Annotated in this window: 16 protein-coding genes; 6 read left to right on the forward strand and 10 right to left on the reverse strand. The window is 70.8% G+C overall.

Features of this window, described 5'->3' with window-relative positions; translation table 11 throughout:
• The first annotated feature begins 100 nt into the window (after positions 1–100).
• The 3 genes from ADX84_RS17695 to ADX84_RS17705 all read left to right on the forward strand — a co-directional run bounded on the left by ADX84_RS17695 (position 101) and on the right by ADX84_RS17705 (position 3,417).
• The gene (locus ADX84_RS17695) at positions 101–619 is read left to right on the forward strand and encodes a hypothetical protein (protein ID WP_234004049.1); all 519 of its coding nucleotides are present in this window, start codon (positions 101–103) and stop codon (positions 617–619) included.
• Between the two features lie 17 nt (positions 620–636).
• Complete coding sequence (locus tag ADX84_RS17700) at positions 637–1,941, forward strand: 7-cyano-7-deazaguanine synthase (RefSeq protein WP_049575946.1); 1,305 nt, start codon at positions 637–639, stop codon at positions 1,939–1,941.
• 456 nt (positions 1,942–2,397) lie between these two features.
• Positions 2,398–3,417 (forward strand): hypothetical protein, encoded by a 1,020-nt coding sequence (locus ADX84_RS17705; protein WP_156208120.1) that lies wholly within the window; start codon positions 2,398–2,400, stop codon positions 3,415–3,417.
• 790 nt (positions 3,418–4,207) lie between these two features.
• Here the strand turns inward: ADX84_RS17705 and ADX84_RS26405 are convergent.
• The 6 genes from ADX84_RS26405 to ADX84_RS17730 form a co-directional block, all read right to left on the reverse strand.
• Positions 4,208–4,372: a hypothetical protein gene (locus tag ADX84_RS26405; RefSeq protein ID WP_199776632.1), complete on the reverse strand. Its 165-nt coding sequence runs from the start codon at positions 4,370–4,372 to the stop codon at positions 4,208–4,210.
• A gap of 76 nt (positions 4,373–4,448) precedes the next feature.
• Complete coding sequence (locus ADX84_RS17710; RefSeq protein ID WP_049576001.1) at positions 4,449–5,402, reverse strand: bile acid:sodium symporter family protein; 954 nt, start codon at positions 5,400–5,402, stop codon at positions 4,449–4,451.
• Positions 5,403–5,487: 85 nt separating this feature from the next.
• Complete coding sequence (locus tag ADX84_RS17715) at positions 5,488–5,703, reverse strand: DUF2399 domain-containing protein (RefSeq protein WP_049575954.1); 216 nt, start codon at positions 5,701–5,703, stop codon at positions 5,488–5,490.
• The gene (locus ADX84_RS17720) at positions 5,700–9,884 is read right to left on the reverse strand and encodes a TIGR02680 family protein (protein ID WP_049575957.1); all 4,185 of its coding nucleotides are present in this window, start codon (positions 9,882–9,884) and stop codon (positions 5,700–5,702) included. Before ADX84_RS17720 ends, ADX84_RS17715 begins: the two co-directional genes overlap by 4 nt.
• Positions 9,881–11,332 carry a DUF2398 family protein gene (locus ADX84_RS17725; RefSeq protein ID WP_049575960.1) on the reverse strand — a complete coding sequence of 484 codons (1,452 nt, stop codon included), beginning with the start codon at positions 11,330–11,332 and terminating at the stop codon, positions 9,881–9,883. Before ADX84_RS17725 ends, ADX84_RS17720 begins: the two co-directional genes overlap by 4 nt.
• Positions 11,329–12,900 carry a TIGR02677 family protein gene (locus tag ADX84_RS17730; RefSeq protein ID WP_049575964.1) on the reverse strand — a complete coding sequence of 524 codons (1,572 nt, stop codon included), beginning with the start codon at positions 12,898–12,900 and terminating at the stop codon, positions 11,329–11,331. Before ADX84_RS17730 ends, ADX84_RS17725 begins: the two co-directional genes overlap by 4 nt.
• A 204-nt stretch (positions 12,901–13,104) precedes the next feature.
• Here ADX84_RS17730 and ADX84_RS17735 point away from each other — a divergent pair, with 204 nt between their 5' ends.
• Positions 13,105–13,719 carry a restriction endonuclease gene (locus tag ADX84_RS17735; protein ID WP_049575968.1) on the forward strand — a complete coding sequence of 205 codons (615 nt, stop codon included), beginning with the start codon at positions 13,105–13,107 and terminating at the stop codon, positions 13,717–13,719.
• A gap of 191 nt (positions 13,720–13,910) precedes the next feature.
• On the opposite strand, the gene ADX84_RS17740 is transcribed toward ADX84_RS17735, so the two are convergent.
• Genes ADX84_RS17740 through ADX84_RS17755 form a run of 4 tightly spaced genes read right to left on the reverse strand, consistent with a single transcriptional unit; the run spans position 13,911 to position 18,763 of the window.
• Positions 13,911–14,822: a carbohydrate ABC transporter permease gene (locus ADX84_RS17740; RefSeq protein WP_049575973.1), complete on the reverse strand. Its 912-nt coding sequence runs from the start codon at positions 14,820–14,822 to the stop codon at positions 13,911–13,913.
• Positions 14,819–16,204 (reverse strand): ABC transporter permease subunit, encoded by a 1,386-nt coding sequence (locus ADX84_RS17745; protein ID WP_049575976.1) that lies wholly within the window; start codon positions 16,202–16,204, stop codon positions 14,819–14,821. Before ADX84_RS17745 ends, ADX84_RS17740 begins: the two co-directional genes overlap by 4 nt.
• A 15-nt stretch (positions 16,205–16,219) precedes the next feature.
• Positions 16,220–17,554: an ABC transporter substrate-binding protein gene (locus tag ADX84_RS17750; RefSeq protein WP_049575979.1), complete on the reverse strand. Its 1,335-nt coding sequence runs from the start codon at positions 17,552–17,554 to the stop codon at positions 16,220–16,222.
• A 12-nt stretch (positions 17,555–17,566) separates the two neighbouring features.
• Entirely contained in the window at positions 17,567–18,763 is a 1,197-nt protein-coding gene (locus tag ADX84_RS17755; protein ID WP_049575983.1) for an ABC transporter ATP-binding protein, read from the reverse strand.
• 259 nt (positions 18,764–19,022) lie between these two features.
• Between ADX84_RS17755 and ADX84_RS17760 the strand changes: the two genes are divergently transcribed.
• Positions 19,023–19,718: a response regulator transcription factor gene (locus tag ADX84_RS17760; RefSeq protein ID WP_049575987.1), complete on the forward strand. Its 696-nt coding sequence runs from the start codon at positions 19,023–19,025 to the stop codon at positions 19,716–19,718.
• Entirely contained in the window at positions 19,715–21,064 is a 1,350-nt protein-coding gene (locus ADX84_RS17765; RefSeq protein ID WP_049575991.1) for a HAMP domain-containing sensor histidine kinase, read from the forward strand. Before ADX84_RS17760 ends, ADX84_RS17765 begins: the two co-directional genes overlap by 4 nt.
• Positions 21,065–21,089 lie beyond the last annotated feature (25 nt).

Genomic DNA, 21,089 nt, shown 5'->3' on the forward strand with positions numbered 1-21,089 from the left:
GCCTTCCGTGATCACTCGGGTGATTCTCGAAACAGTCAACCGGATCGGAGCTCAACGCGTGCCGGACGACGACCGACACACACGGGATCGAGTACGTGCCTTGGACCCCCTCGACATCGAACTGCGCGAGCGGGCACGGAAGCGTCGCGAATCCGGAGTCCCTCCGGACCAGTTGACGATCCCCGAGGTCGAGGTCGGGCCCCCGTTGAGGAGGGCCCTGGACCAGGTCCTGAGGAAGCTCGGAACACCCGACCTCGACCACGCCGCTCAGCGCACGCGGAAGCTGGCGAGGACTCTGAAGGATGAGGGCCCGGAGAATCTCGACCTGTGCGCCGGCCGCCGCACGTCGGGCATGCGAGCCCTCGTCGACCAGGCCATCGGTACCGTGCTCGCCAGCTGCGACCCGGAGGATCTCATCGAGGCCGACGAGGAGCTCGCACTGCGGATCGGCGAGGAGTTCGCCCTCGGAGCCCTGCGCCGGTACGCCCTGGACCGTGTCTCACCGTTCACGGGGGACTACGGCCCGGACGCCCAGGATGCACTGGATCTCCTCGAACTGGCCGACCTCACCTTCACCTCGACGATCCTGCGCGGACTGGTCAGTGACCTCATGCGCTGACCTCCCTTGGAGCCCCCGTGCCACGCGAAGCGACCACCAGGGTCACCTACTCTTCCGACCTCGAACCCGAACTGAGGGCGTTCGACCAGGACACCAACATCCTCAAGGTCGTCCCCGAGTTGATCATCGACTACCTGGACGACGACCACCTGGCAGCGGACCTGTGGATGATCGCCGCGACGGCCTTCGCCGTCGACCGCAACCTCCGACGCCCGGCGCTGAACTCCTGGCACAGGGGCCAGGAGTGGCACCGGACCATCAGCACCACCATTCCCGTGCAGAACCCCGCCTGGTGGTCCCGACGCGCGGCTGACGTGGAGGCTCCACTCAACTGGCTGACCGCCGACACCTGGCGAATCGAGTTCACACAGGGCGGGCCGGTCCCGAACCAACCGTCTCTGTTCAGTAACGCGGAACTCCAACTCGAGGGCGCGACGGCGCTCTTCTCCGGCGGGCTCGATTCGGTGTGTGGCATCATCGCCGACCTCAACGAATCGGGCGATCCGATCCATGCCGTTTCCGTCAGCACCAACAACCGCATGGAGAACCAGCAAAAGGGCGTCTACGACACCCTTCGGAGCGCGGATACACGACTGCGTTCATGGAGCCCCTTCAGGCTTCAGGTCCGCTTGGGCAACCGAGAGAGCACCGCGCGTTCACGGGGATTCGTCTTCCTGACCGCGGGGGTGCTCTCCGCGATCGCGCGCGGAACGAACTCGCTCCGTCTGTATGAGAACGGCCCGGGGGCGCTCAACCTGGCGCTGTCCCGGGGCCAGGTCGGCGCCCAGGCGGCGAAGGCGGTCCACCCGAAGACCCTGAGATACATGGAGCACCTCGCCAGAGCGGTCACCGGTGACAGCGGGTTCCGGATCGAGAACCGAACCTTCGAACGGACCAAGGCCGAGATGGTCAGACGCGTTCCCACGTACTACGACGGGGCCCTGGCCGCCTCGGTCTCCTGCGACACCGGATTCTCCCACCACGAGGGCGGCAACGCCCCGGCTCATTGCGGCAGGTGCAGCTCCTGTGTTCTTCGTCGCCAGGCCCTGGCAGCGGCCGAACGGAACATCCCCACTCCGGTCAGGGGTGGCCCCCAACGCAAGGACGACCACCCCCGACTCATGGCGTGGCAGGTGGCGCGGCTGCGCCACGTTCTCCGCGACGGGTTCGACTGGGCGCGCATGGTTCGGGAGTTCCCCGACATCGTGTGTGACCCGGGTTCGTTCCTCCCCGAGCGCCGCGAGGTCCTGCTCCGGGTGTTCACCGAGTATGCCGACGAGTGGAACCTGCCAGCGGTGATTGAGGAGTTCGCCGAGGGGTGACCGTCATGAGCGAACACCGGACGAATGGCTGGGAGCACACGATCTCGGTTCCTCCTTCTCCAAGTGAGCACGAGCACGAGCCCGACCATTCGATGCCAACGACTTCATAACTTCACGGTCACCGAACTCCTCACAGAAGGACGCCCCGTGTGGGTCGTCGAAGCGGCTGTTGACAAACAGAAGTCGAGACCTGGAACCCAGTTCCTCAAATACATATGCTGACCAGCGGAGATATGACCTCCACACCCGAATGGCAAGCGATCGACCTGCCACGCGGCCGAGACTCCCCCACACGTGGATACGTCGAGTACACGCACCTCCCAGGCGGTGGGAGCCCCACCAAAAGGCTGTGAGTCGCACGTCATTAAGGCTCTTAGCGAAGCCGACTTACACAGCAGTGATACCTTGGCGAATCGATACACTGGGTATCACCTGACACACCCCCAAGGAGCACGAGTGAACCCGCCTGGGCCGCGCGATCCCGCCAGCTATTCCGCTCAGGAACTGGCCGACCCCCGCATTGACTCGATGACCCTGAGGCAGATCGGCGCCGTGCGCCCGGACCTGTGGCGGCTGATCCACGACCACCCGAATTGCGACAGGGAACTCGCGGAATACATTCGGCGGAACACCCCGCCCGTACCCCCGTCACAGCCGCAGACGGGGGCCCAGCCGCACGGGCTCCAGCAGCCCACGGGTCCCCAGCAGCAGCCGCACGGTTTCCAGCCGCCCGGCGCACACCCGCAGGGGCAACCGCCGCACGGAGGTCAGCCGGGGCAGACCTCGCAGGGAGCGCAGCAGATCGCCTCGGGAGCCAAGGAACTGGCCAAGGGGGCCAAGACCTACTTCACCACCACCGTCGCTCCCGCGGCCGTGGGCGCGGCCCAGACGGTCAGCCAGCGGTCCGGCCAGGCGCCGGGGGCCGTGCACTGGTCCATCTGGTTCCGGTTCGCGATTCCAGCGCTCGCCCTCGTCGCCATCATCTCGCTGTTCCTGCCGCTCGCGTCTGTGTCGTACGCGGGGCGCTCGGCAAGCGTCAACTACTTCTCCCCGGACGCCCCCGAAGGTGAGGGGGCGGTCATGCTCGCCCTCTTCGTGGTGGTCATCGTCTTCGGCGTCGTGTCACTGGTGACGGGCAAGAAGTGGGCCCTCATCACGGCGGCGGTCATCGCCATCATCGCCGGGCTCTTCGGCATGATCAACGGACTCGGCACCGCTTCCTCCGTCAACAGCCAGGGCATCGGCTCCGTAGGTGCGGGGGCGATCTTCCTCGGGCTCGCAGGCCTGGCACTGGTCGCCTCCGCGGTCGTCACGCTCCTGCCCCAGAAGCAGCAGCCCACTCCCCCGCAGCCCCACCCGTGGCCGGGCAGCCAGGGGCCCGGCAACCACGGACCCAACGCCGCACCCGGGAACTACGGCCACAACACAGGGCCGGAGTCCCAGGGACCCGGCGCGGGACCGGGCGGCGGTGTCTGATCGGGCTGACCACTGAGCCGATCTCCCAGAGCCCGGCCTGACCGGAGCTGGAGGAAGGGTCGTTTCCAGAGGGGTGAAACCCTGGAAACGACCCTTTTTTAATGGATTGCGTCCGAGTTCGTTGTTCTGTGATCTTGGTTCAACAGGGTTCGGAAATGGTTCTGGGATTCTCCAGGATCAAGGTCCGAAACCCTTTGGGTACTCCAACCACGGGAGTCCTTGCGATTCTCGGGGAAGTCCCAACCTCCCAGGCGCTACTCGCGACGCGGAGGTTGGGACGTGCGGGGCGCCTGGTGGCTCGGGTGCCCTATGGGGTCCCGGTCCAGGCGGGACCCATCCGGTCCTTGAGCCCCGAGTTTCTCCCGCAGATTCCCGAGTTGGCACCCCCGTCGCCCCGCGACGGGGGTCAGCGGTTTTTCGGGCCCCACACGCTCACCGGTATCCGCAGCACGGAGGCCTACGCGGACGCGGCACCCGGAGACGGCCCGAACACTGGAGGGGTGCCGCGACACTCGGCGGGTTCGGGGGCGGCGAAGAAGCGACGAGGCGTTCGGTGAACTGGTCGGGGGTCGACAGCAGGGCGAGCACGAGCAGGCCGGAACAGGGGGCGAAGTGTCGCATGCGAACAGCTTCACAGTCGGGGCGTGCCCGCGTGACTACTTCACGTGACCGGTGGTGGCCGGTTCAGGTCAGGTGCCGCAGGTGTGGAATCGGCTGTTGCGTGGAACACACCAGTGCCCTGACACGCCCCTTTGCGAATGATCCGGACTCTAACGGGACGATTCACCGACTAAGTGAGGAGCTCCAGCACCAGGACGACCAGACCGATGGCCACCATCGCGATCAGGATGAAGTAACAGCCCACGTTCCCCGTGGGGCCGGGATCGCGCGTGGGTCCCCGGCGGATGTCGTTCCTCCCGCGTCCGGGCTTGCGCTTCTTCTTTCGGGCGGCCACGTGTTCCGTCCTCGGTCCGGGGGATGTCGAAGGCAGAGCCTGTCACGCGGGCCGGGCACGGAGCAAGCCCGCCCGGTCAGACGGCTTCGCGCTCCTCGGCGTCGCTGGGTGCCCGCCTGGCCCAGAAGGTGGCCACGGCCGCTCCGGACAGGTTGTGCCAGACCGAGAACAGCGCACCGGGCAGCGCGGCGATGGGCTCGAAGTGGGTGGTGGCCAGGCTCGCGGCCAGACCCGAGTTCTGCATACCGACCTCCACGCTGACCGCGCGGCGGGCGGAGTCGGGCAGACGCCCGAAGTACCCGACGAGGTAGCCGAGGAACAGACCCAGGGTGTTGTGCAGGATGACGGCCAGAGCCAGGAGCAGCCCCGTGGTCAGCACGGCGTCGGAGTTGGCGCCGACCACACCCGAGACCACCAGGACGATACCGGTCACCGAGACCAACGGCATCAGGGGCAGGATCGGGACCACGTAGCGGTCGGCGAACAGGCGCAGCAGCAGACCACCGACGACCGGGAGCAGTACGACCTGGAGGATGGACAGGAAGAGGTCACCGGCGGAGATCGGCAGGGTCGATCCGGCCAGCCCCAGGACGAGCAGGGGCGTGATGAACGGCGCCAGCATGGTGGAGATGGACGTCATAGCCACCGAAAGCGCGACGTCGCCCCGGGCGAGGTAGACGATCACGTTCGACGCGGTGCCGCCCGGGGAGGCGCCGACCAGGATCATGCCGACCACCAGCAGCGGCGGTAGCCCGAACGCGTGGGCGATGCCCCAGCCCAGCAGCGGCATGACCGTGTACTGGGCGGCCACCCCTAGGAGGACCGCCTTGGGGTGCCTGGCGACGACCGCGAAGTCCTGGGGCCGCATGGTCAGGCCCATGCAGAACATGATGACCCCGAGCAGCAGGGACACGTGCGGCGTGATGAGGGAGGTCTGCTCTGGGACGAGCAACCCCACAACGGCCCCGGCGAGCACCAGGACCGCGAACCACCTGCCGACGAAATCGGCGACCTGCTTGACGACCGTCATCGTGTACTTCTCCCCACGTTCGCCCACGTCGCGGGCGCGATGACGGAACCCTACTCCTCCGCGCCGCCCGTTTTGTCCACCGGGGTCACCGTGCCCCCAGGTCCCCCACCAGGACTGAGCCCACCGACTCCTCGAAGAGCACCGTGCCGCGCTCGCGCATGGCCTCGCGGAGGGCGGGGTCCCAGGGAGTGGCGCGTTCCCTCCCTCTGAACTCGAGGGACTCGGTGGGAACGTTGCCGAGGTAGTCGGCGGCCGACATGAGCCAGGATGCCTGGCCCGCCAGGTCATCGTGCGCGCTCACGCCGTCTCCTCCAGGAGGGTTCCCTCCGTGGGCTGGGGCACGTAGCGGGTGGGGGTGATGCCGAGGAGTTCGGCGGCGAGTTCCTCGTTCCCGGCGAACCCGGCGTCCGCGTCCAGGGTCTGCTCGCCGTCCCAGAGCATGAGCAGCGCCGAGACGGTGTGGCTGGCCTTGTCGTGGTGCATGTCGTAGTGCGCGGCCATGGGCACGGTGTCGTAGTGCACCCACAGGTCGTGGCCGGTCATGAACATGTCCAGGTCGAAGGTGACCGTCAGGCCCATGAGCTCGGGCTTGTAGCGGTCGTCGATGCCCGCGAAGGCCTCGTCCAGGGCCACGACGCGGGGACAGGTGGGCGCCGCCGAGGAGTACAGGGCGTTGGCCGCCGCGAACAGGGGCAGGTGGATGGCGGCGGACTTCTCGCCGCCGGACATCTGCTCGTGCTTGTTCTTGGTGAGGGTGACCTCGTCCTTGCCGGGCTCGGCCAGGCGCAGCTCGAACCGGTACCAGTCGCGGTAGTCCAGAACCGCGGCCAGGACCTGCTTGTGGCTGGCCCGGGGGTGGGTGGCGTGGTAGTCGCGGATCATGCGCCGAAGCACGCCCCGGAGCTCCCCCAGCCCTCGGGGGCCGAGTCCGGCGCCGTCGCGCCGCACGAGTTCGGTGGCCAGGCGCTGGGGCTCGGAGAGGCCGTCGGAGCGCGACCACCGGATGCCCACCCGGGTGCCGGAGGACATGGGCCGGGCGCGGGTGTCGCGGTCCATGGCGCGGACCAGCTGTTTGGCGGCGCGGACCCGGTCGTGGACCTGCTGGGCGATCCCGCCGAGGAGCTCGTCCTCCAGCACCCCCTGTTCCTCCTCACGCAGGAGCGCGCCCTGTTCCTCGACCCGTTCGGCCACGGATCGGGCGAAGGAGGAGACGGGGTTGCGGCCGTTCTCGTCGTTGACGTGCACGGTGACCAGACCGCTGGGGCCCACCTCGTGGTCCACCCGGTAACCCTCGGCGTCACCCCCGAGCGCCTCCTGGAAGGTGCGCAGGGCCTGGGACATGCGGTTCCCCGCGGTCCGGAGTTCGGTGTCGCCGACCTCCTTGCCGCCGACCGCCTCGGTGAACGCGTCGAGCAGCGTGACGGCCGCGCCGGGCAAGGCCTCGCGGACGGTGGTGGCCTCGCCGGTGAGCAGGGTCCGTGCCGCTTCCTCGGGGTCGGGCCACTGGTCGGGCAGCGGCCAGGTGCCGGTGGCCCGGACACCGACGATCTCGCGCACGGTGGGCTGGGTGAGTCCGGAGAAGGCGGCGGCGTGCTCGAAGAGGGTGGTCAGCTCCCGGGCTAGGGACTGCCGACCGCTGTCGCGGAGGGTCTCGGAGCGCACCGCGAGGTCGTGTTCGCGGGCGGCCTCCTGCTCGGCCTTCTTCCGGCGCGCCTGGACGTCGCGGAGTTCTCCCTGGGCCCGCTCCAGCTGGTCGAGGAGTTCACGGGCCGGGGCGTCGAAGGACGCCTCGAGGGTCGCCAGTTCCTCGGCCTCGCGCTGGTGGTCGCCGCGGCTCCGATCGAGTTCGGCTCGGTCGGCCTCGAGTGCCTCGGTCAGCCGGGTGACGGTGTCCTGGCGTCCGGTGAGGTCGTTCTGGTACTCGGCGATGTCCGCGCGGGTGGTGTGCAGTTTCCGGGCGGTGTCCTGGAAGGTCTGCGCCGCGACGGCGACGGCGTCGACGTCCTCCCTTCGCGTGGGCATGGCGCGTTCGGCGGCGGTGGCGCGGACCTGGCGGCGTTCGGCGTCGACCTGGGCGACGGCGGCGTCGAGGTCGCGTCGGGCCTCCGCCCGCGCGGAGCGGGCCGACGCCAGGAGGGTGGAGTGGCGTTCGAGGGCGCGCAGTGCCCTGGCCACCCCGGTTGCGTCGGGCAGGTCCGCCCTGGCGCGGTCGAAGTCCTTGAGGAGTTCGTGGGCGCGGGCGAGCCGTTCGCCCAGCTCGGTGTGCCGTGAGGAGAGATCGGTGATGCGGGCGTCCTGGGCGGCCAGGCGTTCCCGGCGGCGCTGGGCGCGGTTGGTGGCGCCGATGAACTCGGCGGCGGCCTTGGGATGGGCGCCGGTGAGCGGGCCCAGCCGGAAACGCGCGCCGGTGTCCACCCCGAGGTCGTCCAGGGGTTCAGCCTCAACGAAGGGGATCGAGGCCAGGACGCTGGCGATGGTGTCCGCGGGGACGTGGTCCTGGGTCTCGGGGACGAGGACGTCGGCGAGGGTCGTTCCGGTGGTCTCCCGGGAGCCGGGGAGCAGGTAGGCGTCGGCTTCGCCGAGTTCCAGGGCCCGGCGGGTCTGCTCGGGGTCGGGGTGGATCCAGGCGGTGAGCAGCCCGGCGGCGTGCAGGGCGCCCTCGACGGCGGCGCCGTGGTCGTCGGACAGGTGGTCGGCGAAACGGACCAGCTGCCAGAGCGGTGCTCCGGAACGCTCCTCGCGCGAGGCGGGTCGCAGGGGGTCGGCGGGTGGCGCGTCGTCGCGTTCGGCCGCGATGTGGTCGCGTTCGCGACGAGCGGAGGCCAGCTCCTCGCCCAGGCTGGTCTGCTCGGACTCCAGGGCGTTGGCGTTGGTGGCGGCCCGCACCTGCTGGTCGTGGAGGTGTTCGTTGAACACCTGGGCGGGGGTGGGGGTGCCCGCCTCCCCGTAGCGCTCCACGGTCTCCCGCAGTGCCGCGAGGGTGTCCGGCCCGGCGAGGTCCCAACGCGCGGACCACACGTCCAGGGCCTCGGTTGTGGATCGGCGGAGCCCGGCGAGCTCCTCCTCGGCACCGGCGCAGGCCTCCTCCTGCCCTGCGAGGGTGTCCTCGGCCCGGGCGGCGGTGGTCTCGGCGCGCGTCCGGGCGTCCTCGGCGCGGTCCTGGGCCGCGAGCCGTTCACGAACGGCCCGGACGTCGTCGAGCCGGGCGCTGGCCCTGGCCCTGGCGCTCTCGGGCAGGTCGTCGCCGGTGTCCGCCTCCCCCTCGGCGTCGTGGACGATCCCGGACCCTTCGGCGGCGGCCGTGAGTTCGGTGCGCAGCCTCTCGGCCAGGGCCCGCTCGTGTCCGACCCGTTCTGCGACCCGGGCGGCCTCACCGCTCAGGCGGGAGATCTCCTCCTCCTGGGCCGCGACGCGTGCCTGGCCGGTGGCGATCTGACGGGCGAGCTTGTCGTTGCCCTCCCTCCTGACCTGGAGGGCCTGCTGGTCGCGCAGGGTCTCGTGCTGGCGCAGGGCGGCGCACTGGGCCTCCAGGCGCTCGGAGTCCTCGGTCAGTTCGGTGACGCTCTCACGGGCCTGGTCCCGCGCGAGGGTGGCGCGGTCGAGCTCTTCGGCCGCCTCGGCGACCGTGCTCGCGTGGGTGTCGGCCTGCTCGGTGGCGCCCGCGACCCTGGACAGGCGGTGACGGGCGTTGGCGGTGAGGTAGTCGGCGTAGACACCGGTGAAGGTGCGGGCGGCCTCGTGGGCGGCGGTGGCGCTGGCGAAGCGGCGCTGCACGGCGGCGAGGTTGGCGAAGTCCCGGGCGGCCTGGTCCACGAGGGCGTCGTCCAGGGGGCTGAGCCCACCGGTGAGGGTGTGCGAGACCTTCTCCGGGTCCAGGTCCTTGGCCAGCAGCGGGCGGCGTAGAGCCAGCAGGAGATCCAGGAGCTGGACGTACCGCTCCCCCAATCCGAACAGGCGCGCGTCGACGGCCCGGCGGTAGTCGGCGGCGGTGGCGTGGTGGGCGCCCTCGCCGAGTGCGGCCTTGAGCTGGCGTTCGGTGAGCGGGCGTCCGTCCGTGGAGAGGAGCCCGAAGTCCACGCCCAGGCGCTGGTCGGTGACGAAGAAGGAGGGGTTGACGCCGTCGCGGTGTCGGTGCGCGCGCATGCCGATGACCAGGGTGACGGTCTCGGTCCCCGTGTCGTCGCCGTCGGCCGCCCGGGCGAACTCCATCCACACGTAGCCGTGGTTGGACTCGTCGCCCCGGTAGAGCAGGTTGGACTTCATGGTGCGGTTCTGGCCGCTGAAGGGGTCGAGCCTGCGGGCGTCGGTGTAGCCGTCCAGGACGAAGGGGAAGAGCACCTCCAGCGCCTTGGTCTTGCCCGAACCGTTGTGGCCGCGCAGGACGAGGCGGCCGTCCGCGAAGGCGAACTCCTCGTCGACGTAGTCCCAGACGTTGACGACTCCGGCCCTGCTGGGCCGGAAGCGGTCGCTCCTGCGGGTCATGGCGCGGTTTCCTCGGTTCCTTCGGTCTCGGGTTGGGCGGGCCGCGTCTCGGCGGGGCCGGTCGGGGGTGGCTCCTCAGCCGGTTCGTCGGCCGGTTCGATCGGGCCGAACGGCAGCAGGCCGGTGTCGGGGCGTTCGGGCAGGGCGCCCCGGATGTTGCGGTAGCGCAGCGCGGCGGGGGTGACCAGGACCCCGCCAGGAAGGGGTCTGACCAGGTCCAGGTCGGTGAGCAGGGACAGGGCCGCGTCGAGCAGGCCGTGCGGATCCTGCTGCCAGGTCGCGGTGAACGAGGCGGCGCCGAACTCCTCGAAGAGGTCGGCGACCATGTCCTCCAGGCGTTCGCGCTCCACCAGCGGCAGTGATGCGGGCTCGGCCACCGTGGTGGTCCGGTCCGTCTCGGCCCAGGCCAGCTCGGTGACGACGCCCTCCCGGGGAACCCCGGCGTCGATCCGGGCGACCAGTTCGGGGTGCTCATGCAGGGGGCCGGGGGCCGTCAGGTGGCCCAGCGCCGCCCAGGAGTCCTCGAAGTGGGTGGCGATCTGGGCCAGCAGCAGCCCGGCGGTACGGGTGACGGCGCCGCCGCGGCCCGGGAAGGCGCGGTCGGTGAAGGTACCGGAGGCGTCCGCCAGCAGGACCCCCTCGGCACGGCGTTCCAGCTTGGTTCCGGTGAGGCGGGCCACCTCCTCGGCGGGTCCCCTCCCGCGCAGGGCGGCGGCCACCTCGGGTTCGACGTCCGCGTAGTACACCACCGGGTACTCCAGCAGCAGGCGGCGGGCGCGCTGGGCGGCGCGTTCGCGCGGGGCGTCCGGTCCGAGCGGGTCGCTGAGCAGGCCGGAGGCGCTGTTCAGGTGCTGGATGGGGCGCGTGGGCCGGAAGAGGACCTCGCAGATCTCGTGGTCGATGTCGAAGAGCGCGTCCCCCTGGTCACCGCCGCGGGCCCACGCCTCAACGGAGCCGTCCGACAGGTGGAGGGCGCCCCGGTCCAGCAGCCAGTGTGCGACGTCGACCAGCGCGGCCTTGTGGGTGGAGTCGGTGGGGTCGTAGCCCAGGCCCTCGATCTCGTTGGCCGAGGGGGCGAACCCCCGGACGAGGTCGCCGAGGCTGATCTCGACCTGTGAACGCTGGAACGCGGCCAGGAGCAGGCAGAGGTAGGCCAGGCGGCGGCGGTCGAAGGGCCTGCCCTTGCGGGCGAACTCCTGGCGCTGGGTGGGGTCGAGCAGGTCGAGTTCGCGAACCAGGCGGACGTGGTCGGTGGTGGCCACGAGGGTGTACCCGAACAGGGCGCGCAGGTCCTCGGTCATCTGGTCGGCCCAGTACAGGACCTGGTCGAGCACGCCGGGGCGCGGCCGCGACGCGGTGATGACGTCGCAGGTGAGGACCTTGCGAACGGCCTGCTGGTAGGAGCCGAGGTCGACGGTCTCGACACGGGGGCGGGTGTGCCGGGTCATCGGTTCCCCTTCCTGGTTCCCCGGGCGGCGCGGGGGGCGAGTTCCACCCGGAAACCGGGGAGGTGGATCCGGCCCTGCGAGGTGCGCACGCTGCTGCCCCGTTCGTCGCGGATCAGCTTGATGAGGGTGCCCGCGTCGTCGGCGGTGGCGGACTTCAGCAGGCCGACGACCGCCGGTGACGTGTCCCGTTTCGCGTACGACACCGAGCGCGACTCCAGGGCCTTGGTGACCAGCCGCAGCAGCACCTTGGTGTCGCTCTCGTCGAGGACGCGCTGGTGGGCGCCCTCACTGATCAGGCGCGCGGCGGAGGCGCGTTCGGCCTCGCGGTCCTCGGACTGGCGTCGGCGCAGTTCGGAACGGGCTCCGGTGTCCCTGCGGACTGGTTTGGGGACCCCGTGGGCGGGTGAGCGGTCACTGCGGAACAGGGTCACCGACACCTCCACTCCGGCGGCGTCGTGCCAGGAGTCGGTGGGGGCGAACTCGTCGCCGTCCTCGTGGGCCACGCCGAGGTGGCGGGCGGAGCGGGTGTTGAACGCGGCGCCCATGAGGGCGTGGGCGGACCCGTCGTCGGGGGTGTCGAACACCCAGGCGGCGAGGTGGCGCAGCTGGGTGGAGCGGTTCACGCCGCCGCGCTGGGCCTCGGTGATCTGCCGTAGGAGGGCCACGACCCCGGAGACGGCGGCACGGGTGGCCTGGCCGAGTTCGGCGGCGCGGGTGGGCGCGCCGCTCTCGGAGGCGAACCAGGCGCGCACCGCCCACCAGCGGCGGGACCAGTCCTCCAGGCGTTCGGTCCGGTCCATGAAGAGGCGTTCGTCGGCCTCGGCGGCGCGGGACAGCAGGGTGGTCAGGCCGGTGGCCTCGACCTCGTGGACGGCCCTGTCCAGGCGGGGAAGGTAGCGGTCCAGCTCCGCCATGAAGTCGGACATGTGGACGAGGAGGGCGTTCTTGTGGCGCAGGAACACCTCGGAGGAGGCCTCGGTGGAGCGCAGGATCTCCCCGAGGGTGACGTGGAACTGGGCGGAGCGCCGTCCCATGTCCTCCATCACCGTGTCCAGTCGGGACAGGCGGCGGTAGACGTCCTCGACCCGTCCGGTGCGGTTGGCCTCGGCCAGTGCCCCGAGGTCCTCCAGGACGTCGGAGAAGACCAGGCGCGAGAGGTTGACGTCCTCCACGCGGGCGCCCAGGAGGTTCTCGACCGCGTGGTAGGCGCGGTATCCGAGTTCGCTGAACTGGTAGACGGACTGCCGGTTTCGGTAGCTGGCCAGGGTGCCCGCGCGGGAGGCGTCATCGAAGCGGTGCAGCACGCCGTCCGAGGCGAGTTCGTCGAGCCGGTGGCGCAGCCCCTGGGCGGGGACCTCGGGCGCCTCGGTGTGGGCCGCGGCGAGTTCGCGCAGAGTGGCCTCGACCTCGTCCGCCCCGACCTGGACCTGGTGGACCTCGCGCAGGCGGTCCACCGAACGCAGGATCCACAGGTAGGTGACGTGGTCGTCGCGGCGGGTGAAGTTGAACAGCCGGAAGCGGTCACTGACCGCGAGAGCGTCCAGATCCAGAGCCCTGCGCTCGGCCACCGCCGCACCCCCGTGTCCTCGTGGCCGGTCCCGCACCCCCGTGTGCGAAACCGCGACTGGGACATTGTCGCAGCGACCGGAGACGGTCCGGTCCGCGGTCGTCGGGCCGGGATGGCCGGGTGAGGTCACCGCGTGGAGGAGGGCGATCACCGCGTGCAATGATGTGCCCCGGTATGTCCCCCACCCCCAGGGAGAAGCGTGAGTGTGCGACAGCGTCGGCGCGGACGGCGGCGATGGGCGCGGAGGTTGCGGGGCTCCCTGCCGCTGGCGGCGGTCGCCCTCCTCCTGGTGTTCGGGTGGGTGTTCGACAACGCCGACAGCCCGGGTCTGTGGCTGGTCGGCGGCCTGGTGGCCGTGGTCGCGGCGGCCGCGCTGGGCTGGTGGGCGTGGTCCCGGGCGCGCCTGGCCAGGGAACGACGGATCGTCGCGCGGACGGGGATCGCGGGGATCGACACCATGACCGGGACGGAGTTCGAACACCACGTGGCGCTGCTGCTGCGCACCAACGGATACACCCGGGTGGCGGTGGTCGGCGGCGCCTCGGACGGGGGCGTGGACCTGCGGGCGCAGACCCCCGACGGCAGGCCGCTGGCCGTGCAGTGCAAGCGCTGGCGCAAGCCCGTGCCACCCAACGAGGTGCGGGCCTTCCTCGGGGCGCTGGCCGGGGGCCACCAGGGTTACCTCGGGATGTTCGTGGCCTCGAACGGGTTCACCAGGGAGGCCGTGCGTGAGGCCGGGGCCGGGATGGTCCTGGTGGACCGGCACGCCCTGGGTCTGTGGATGGCCGGGGAGCGCGCCCCGGGGCTGCCGCCCCGCTGACTCCCGCCCTCCTTGGGGCAGCGGCGGGATCGGCCGCCTGTGGGGGCGAAAGCGCAGCGCGGTGATGGACACCCGGTCGGGTCACCCTCCTGCCGCCCGTGGAACGCGAAGGGCCCCGCGGTGGGAGTGGTCCGCGGGGCCCGGCGCCGCTGGAGGCGCCATCGTGGGTGGATGGTGAGGGTGGGGGCGGGCTACTTCCCGGAGCCCGCGAACACCCCCTGGACGAAGTGGCGCTGGAAGGCGAAGAAGACCAACAGCGGAACCAGCATGGACAGGAAGGCACCCGAGGCCAGCACGTCGATGTTGGTGCCGAACTGGCGCAGCTGCGAGCGCAGCGCCACGGTGAGCGGGGCGGAGTCCGGGTTGGTGAACACCAGCGCGACCAGCATGTCGTTCCACACCCACAGGAACTGGAAGACCGCGAGCGAGGCCAGCGCCGGGCGGGCCACCGGGAGCACGACCTTGCGGAAGATACGCCACTCGCTGGCGCCGTCCATCCGCGCCGCCTCCAGCAGGTCACGCGGGATGTTCACGAAGAAGTTGCGCAGCAGGAACACCGCGAACGGCAGCCCGAAGGCCACGTGGAACAGGATCGCGCCGAAGATGGAACCGAAGATCCCCAGGGCGCCGTACAGCTGCGAGATGGGGATGAGGGCCGCCTGGATGGGCAGCACCAGCAGGCCGACCACGGCCACCATGATCCAGTCGCGGCCGGGGAAGTCCATCCACACCAGCGCATAGGCGGCCAGCGCCCCGATGCCCACGACCAGCAGGGTCGAGGGGACCGAGATGTAGACGGTGTTGAGGAACGACTGCACGAGGACGTCGTTGTCGACCAACGACCGGTAGTTGTCCAGCGTGAGCTCGGTGGGCTTGAGCAGCGCCGTCCACCAGCCGCTGTTGGTGTTGTCGGCCTCCGAACGCAGCGACACCAGCAGCAGGCCGATGACCGGCACCATCCAGAACAGCGCGACCAGGGTCAGCGCCACCTGGAGGGTGCCCGAGCCCAGCTTGGAGACGAGCCGGGACGCCAGTCCCCGACGCGGCGCGCCGGAGACCGACACCTCGACGACGGAGGGCGACTTCTGGGGCGTGGCGGTCACGAGCGCTCCCGTCGGAAACGGCGGATGTTGAAGTACATGATCGGTAGGACCAGGACCAGCAGGAGGACCACGAGGGCGCTGCCCAGTCCCTGGTTGCCGCCCGCGCCGAAGGACACCTGCCACATCTGGAGGGCGACCACGCTGGCGTCGGCCTGGACCGATCCCGGGGCGATCACGAACACGAGGTCGAAGATCTTCAGGACGTTGATCATCAGGGTCACGAACACCACGAGCAGCAGCGGTCCCAGAAGCGGGATGGTGATCTTGCGGAACACCTGCCACTCGGTGGCGCCGTCCACCCGGGCGGCCTCCAGGGCGTCCCTGGGGATGGCGGCCAGGCCGGCGGCGATGAACGTGATGGCGAAACCGGTCATGATCCACACCCACGAGGAGATGATCACGGGGGTGATCAGCGTGGGGCCCAGCCAGGTCAGGCCGCGGAAGGACTCGGTGAAGTTGTCCGCCGCCAGGTGGATCTCGTACTCCCCCGGCTCCAGGCCGGTCAGGGTGAAGCGGCCGTCGTCGCCGGCGGTGGTGCTGGCCACCACCTGGCCGTCCCGGAGGGCGTCGACCATCATGCGGGGCAGGCCGTTCTCACCGTCGTCGATGGTCCCGGCGTCGCCGCCGAGGGCCACGTCCAGCCACACCACACCCTCGATGGTGTCCCCGGAGGACTCGGGATCGGTGGCCTGGGTCGCCTGCTCGGGGACCTCCCCGGGCCGGATGCCGACCAGCGGCAGGGCGACCGTGTCACCCGGCGCGTACGCCTGGGTGGAGGTGAACCCGCCCAGCGAGGGGTCGGTGTCGAGTTCCTCCCCGCGCGGCCGCGCCCCGGGGTACTCCGAGGGCGAGGCGAACGTGTCGTGCACGGTCACCACGGCGGCGTTGACGACGCCCCGGTCGGGGTTCTCGTCGTAGACCAGCCGGAAGATGATGCCGGAGGCGAAGAGGGAGATCGCCATGGGCATGAACAGCAGGATCCGGAAGGCCGTGGCCCAGCGCACGCGCTCCGTGAGCACCGCGAAGACCAGGCCCAGCCCGGTCACCAGGGCGGGGGCGACCAGGACCCAGATGCCGGTGTTGCGGATGGCGGTGAGGGTGCGGTCGTCGGTGAACATCCGGCCGTAGTTGTCGAGACCGACGAACTGCGAACCGGAGGCGTCGAAGAAGCTGCGCACCACGGAGTACGCGGCCGGGTAGGCCAGGAACACCCCGAGGAAGAGCAGGGCGGGCAGCAGGAACAGGGTGGCCGGGCCGAACAGGCGCCGCCATCCCGGGCGGCTGCCGTCGGGCGGCCCGCTGGACCGCTTCCCCGGCTTCCCGGGCGGGGTGCCGTCCGGGCGGGCCGCGACGTCGGCGGCCCCGGTGTCGTTGGAGGTCATGTGTGCGGGCTCCGTCTAGTTGCCGTAGGCGCGGGCGGCCTCGGCCTCGAGGCGCTCCATGGTGCCCTCGACGTCGGAGGGGTCGGCCAGGAAGTCCTGGAGGGTCTGCCACATGCCGTCGCCGACGGTGGCGCCGAAGGCCGCGGGCTGGAGGTCGGAGAGGTCGAAGCGGACGCTGTCACCGGCGTCGATGACCTGCTCGGCGACCTGGCCCAGGACCGGGTCGGCGTAGTCGTCGGCGGTCAGGTGCATGTTCGGCGAGATGAAACCGCCGATGGACGCCCACTCGGCCGCGGCCTCCTCGGAGGCGAGGAAGCGCAGGAGCTCCATGGTGGCCTCGCTGTCGCTCATGGCGACGGCCGCGTCACCGGCCACGACCACGGCGTCGCCCTCACCGGCGATGCTGGGGAAGGGGAAGATCTGCGCGGTCTCGCCGACGACGGAGTTGGTGCTGGCGGAGACGACCCCGCCGATGAAGTCGGCGCCCACCACCATGGCAGCGTCGGGGTCGTCGCTGTAGACGTTCACGACGGAGGTGGGGAAATCGGTCTGGAGGCTGCCGCTGCCACCGCCCAGCATCAGCTGCTCCTGGCCCCACACCTCGGCGAGGGTCTCCAGGGCGACCTCGACGGTCGGATCCGTCCACGGGATCTCGTGCGCGGCCAGCTGGTCGTACTTCTCCGGGCCCGCCGTCTGGAGGTAGACGTTCTCGAACCAGTCGGTGAGGACCCAGCCGTCCGCCCCGGCGACGGACAGCGGGCTGATGCCGACGTCGGAGAGGTTCTCGGAGAGCTCGACGAACTCCTCCCAGTTCTCCGGGGCCGCGGCGCCGGTCTCGGCGAAAAGGTCCTCGTTGTACCAGACCAGGGACTTGTTGGCGACCTTGAGGTAGACGCCGTAGGGGGTGTCGTCGACCGAGCCGATGTCCGCCCACGCGCCGGCCATGTTCTCGTCGAGGGTCTGGACGACGTCGTCGGTGAGCGGGAACAGGACGTCCTCGGCGGCGAAGTGCTCGATGAGTCCGGCCTGCGGGATGAGCGCGACGTCGGGTTCGTCACCGCCCTGGATACGGGTCTGGAGGACGGTCTGGAGGTCGTCACCGGCGCCGCTGTAGGAGACGGTGGCGCCGGTCTGCTCCTCGAAGATCGAGACGACCTGCTCGAAGGCGACCTGCTCGTCACCGGCCCAGGGGCCGACGACCTCGAGGGTCTGGCCGTCGAGGTCGGCGCCGGTGGCCGAGGTGGAACCCCCGCCGCAGGCGGTGGCGGCCAGGGTGAGGCCGAGCGCGGCGGCGGCTCCGCCGAGGATTCTGGTGCGGTGGGTGCGGTGGCGGGAAGTGGGCGCTGACATGGGGGACGCTCCTCAGGAATCGTGGATGGCGGTACCGGTGGCGGGGTCGAAGAACTGGAGGCGTTCGGTGTCGACCGCCACCGTGATGGTCTGGCCCTCGTACACGTGGGTGCGGGGGCTGAAGCGGCCGACGAGGACGACGCCCTCATCGGTCGCGGGAAGGGTCTCGTCTGCGCCGGCGTCGCGGGCGAGTTCGCGGGTGTCCTCGGTGACGACGGGTGCGGCGTCGAGCGGGAAGTGCACGAGGACGTCCGAGCCCATGGCCTCGACCAGGTCGGCGACCGAGGTGAGCGTGGCCCCCTCGGTACCGCCGACGATCTCGGCGTCCTCCATGTCCTCGGGACGGATGCCGACGACGACCTTGGCTCCGGCGTAGCCGCGCAGCGCGGGGCGCCGGTGCATGAGGCTGTCGGGCAGGTCCAGGCGCTGGTCACCGATCCGGACGTGGAACCGGCCGTCGTCCTCGTGGAGTTCGACGCAGATCAGGTTCATGCCGGGTGAGCCGACGAAACCGGCGACGAACAGGTTGCGGGGGTGGTCGTACAGCTCCTGTGGCGGGCCGACCTGCTGGAGGACGCCACGCTTCATCACGGCCACCCGGTCGCCCAGGGTCATCGCCTCGGTCTGGTCGTGGGTGACGTAGACCGTGGTGACGCCCAGGTCGCGCTGGATGCGGGCGATCTGGGCACGCATCTGCACTCGGAGCTTGGCGTCCAGGTTGGACAGGGGTTCGTCCATCAGGAACGCCCGGGGTTCGCGGACGATCGCCCGCCCCATCGCCACCCGCTGGCGCTGGCCGCCGGAGAGGTTGCCCGGCTTGCGGGTGAGGTGTTCCTCCAGTTCGAGGACGCGGGCGACCTCGCCGACCCGGCGGTCGATCTCCGCCTTGGGCACCTTGCGCAGGCGCAGCCCGAACGCGATGTTCTCGAAGATGTTCAGGTGCGGGTAGAGCGCGTAGGACTGGAAGACCATCGCCACGTCCCGGTCGCGGGCGGGGACGTCGTTGACGACCTGGTCGCCGATGCGAACGGTGCCCTCGCTGATCGCCTCCAGCCCCGCGACCATCCGCAGCGCGGTGGTCTTGCCGCAGCCTGAGGGACCGACCAGCACCAGGAACTCCCCGTCCTGGATGTCGAGGGAGAGGTCGGTGACCGCGCGGGTTCCGTCCGCGTAGACCTTGCCCAGGCCGTCGATCACGATTTCCGCCACGACATCCTCCGTGGGACGGGCACGCTGGTGCCCGGCAGCCGTCGGGCCGGCGGTTTCGGGTCACGCGCCCCTGTGACGCGCACCACCACCGGCGATGTGTGACGACAGTAGTGTCGGGCTCCCTAAGGAAGCCTTAACGCAGCGTCTCGGTCGACTTAAACCGCGCCTACCCCGGGCCTTCCGGTCACAGTGGTGTTCCTCCTGATCACGGGCCGCAGCCGGACTCGTGTGAAGGTGCAACATTGGTTAACGTGTGCGCATGGCAACGGTCTTGCTGGTCGAGGACGACCAGATGGTGCGGGGCGCCCTGGTGCGGGCGCTGAGCGGTCTGGGGCACGTGGTGCTGCCCGTGGGCACCGCGCTGGACGCGCTGCGCGAGGCCGCCCGGCACGAACCTGACCTGGTCATTCTGGACCTGGGGCTCCCCGACCTGGACGGCGCGGCGGCGCTGCGGATGTTACGCGGTCACAGTGACGTCCCAGTGATCGTGGCGACGGCGCGCGGAGACGAACAGTCGATAGTGCGCCTGCTCAACGACGGTGCCGACGACTACGTGGTCAAACCCTTCTCCAGCACCCAGCTGGCCGCGCGGATGAACGCACTGCTGCGCAGGTCCGGCCGGGCCTCGGCGGGCGCGGCCGACCCCGGCGAGCTGACCGTGGGTGAGTTGTCGATCAGTCTGACACGGCGTCAGGCGTCCCTGGCGGGGACTCCCCTGGAGCTGTCGCGGCGGGAGTTCGACCTTCTGGCCTACTTGGCCGAGCACACGGGCAGGGTGGTGAGCCGCCGTGAGCTCGTGGAGGCGGTCTGGCACCAGCACCCCTTCGTGGGCCACGACCAAACCATCGACGTGCACATGTCGTGGCTGCGCCGCAAGCTCGGGGAGACCGCGAGCCAGCCCCGCTACCTGCACACGGTGCGGGGTGTGGGGCTCAAGCTGGTGGAACCGGTGTGAGGAGGCTCCTGGCCCGCGCCGTCACCCTCGCGACGGTCATGGTCGCGGTGGTGATGCTCGGTGTGGCGGGAGCGTGGGCCTGGTGGGAGGCGCACGAGAGGGCCGAGGAGCAGGTCTGGTCGCAGGCCGACGCGGTCGCCTCGGTGGCGGAGGTGGATCCCGACCCCGCGCTGCTGCGGCGCATGGTGGCCTCGACGTCGGCCGGGGCCCGGGGGCACCTCACGGTGCACCTGTCCGACGGTGCAACCGTGGGGGCGAGCCGCGCCGGTGACGCCGACGTGGCCGGGGTGCGGCGTGCCGGGGCGGGCTCCAGGAGCCAGGTCCCGGCCGAGCAGGGCACCGCGTACCTGTTGGCGGTGGCCGACCCCCGGGGTTCGGGCGCCGAACCGTCCGTGGTGGAGGTGTACCAGCCCCGCGGGGAGGCGGTTCGCGGCCTGGGACCGGCCCTGGGCGGCCTCGTGGTGGTCGCGGTGCTCGTGGTGCTGGGCGCGGTGCTGATCACGGACCTGCTCAGCAGACCGGCCCGGCGTGCGCTGCGCGCCCTGGCGGACACGGCCGTGGAGATCGGTGAGGGTCGGCTGAACGCCCGGATACGCGTGCACGGCCCCCGAGACCTGGTGGTGCTCGGCGAGTCCATCAACGCGATCGGGGAGCGCGTCCAGGGGCTGTTGACGAAGGAACGCGAGATGGCCGCCGACGTCTCGCACCGGCTGCGCACCCCGCTGACGGCGCTGAGGTTGGACGCCGAACCGCTCCCCGGCCCCGAGGGCGAGCGGATCAGGGGCGCGATCAGCGCACTGGAACGGGACGTGGACGCCATCATCCGCGACGTGCGCCCGCACGCCACGGGCCCGGAGGTCGAGCGCGCCTGCGACCTGTCCGGGGCCGTGGTGGACCGCATGGGGTTCTGGTCGATGCTCGCCAACGACCAGGGCCGTGAGGTCACCCTGGAGGTGCCGGACACCCCCTGCCGGGTGGCGCTCTCCTCGGAGGAGTGCGCGGCGGTCCTGGACTCGCTGGTGGGCAACGTCTTCCGGTACACCCCCGCGGACCGGCCGTTCGCCGTGGCGGTGGTGGAGCACGCGGGATGGGTGACGCTGCTCGTGGAGGACGGAGGGCCGGGGTTCGCCGATCCCACCACGGCGCTGAGGCGCGGCACGAGCGGCGGCGGGTCGACCGGCCTGGGGCTGGACATCGTCCGGCACGCGGTGGAGGCCACCGGCGGCACCGTCCACCTGGAGCGCGGCAAGCTGGGCGGGGCCCGTGTGCGTGCGCGCTTCGCGCAACTGGACGTGCCGCACGAGGAGGAGCAGCCCCGAGCGTGGCGCCTGCGCCGTTCGGGCTGAGGTGGGGTTGTGGTGGGGGTGGGTG

The organism is Nocardiopsis sp. SBT366, from assembly GCF_001083815.1.
GTDB classification, from domain to species: Bacteria; Actinomycetota; Actinomycetes; order Streptosporangiales; family Streptosporangiaceae; genus Nocardiopsis; species Nocardiopsis prasina.

Excerpts from the sequence above, each read along its gene's own strand:
- ADX84_RS17710 (WP_049576001.1), bottom strand. The coding sequence starts at position 5,402 with ATGACGGTCGTCAAGCAGGTCGCCGATTTCGTCGGCAGGTGGTTCGCG.
- ADX84_RS17720 (WP_049575957.1), bottom strand. The coding sequence starts at position 9,884 with ATGACCCGCAGGAGCGACCGCTTCCGGCCCAGCAGGGCCGGAGTCGTC.
- ADX84_RS17725 (WP_049575960.1), bottom strand. The coding sequence starts at position 11,332 with ATGACCCGGCACACCCGCCCCCGTGTCGAGACCGTCGACCTCGGCTCC.
- ADX84_RS17745 (WP_049575976.1), bottom strand. The coding sequence starts at position 16,204 with ATGACCTCCAACGACACCGGGGCCGCCGACGTCGCGGCCCGCCCGGAC.
- ADX84_RS17750 (WP_049575979.1), bottom strand. The coding sequence starts at position 17,554 with ATGTCAGCGCCCACTTCCCGCCACCGCACCCACCGCACCAGAATCCTC.
- ADX84_RS17760 (WP_049575987.1), top strand. The coding sequence starts at position 19,023 with ATGGCAACGGTCTTGCTGGTCGAGGACGACCAGATGGTGCGGGGCGCC.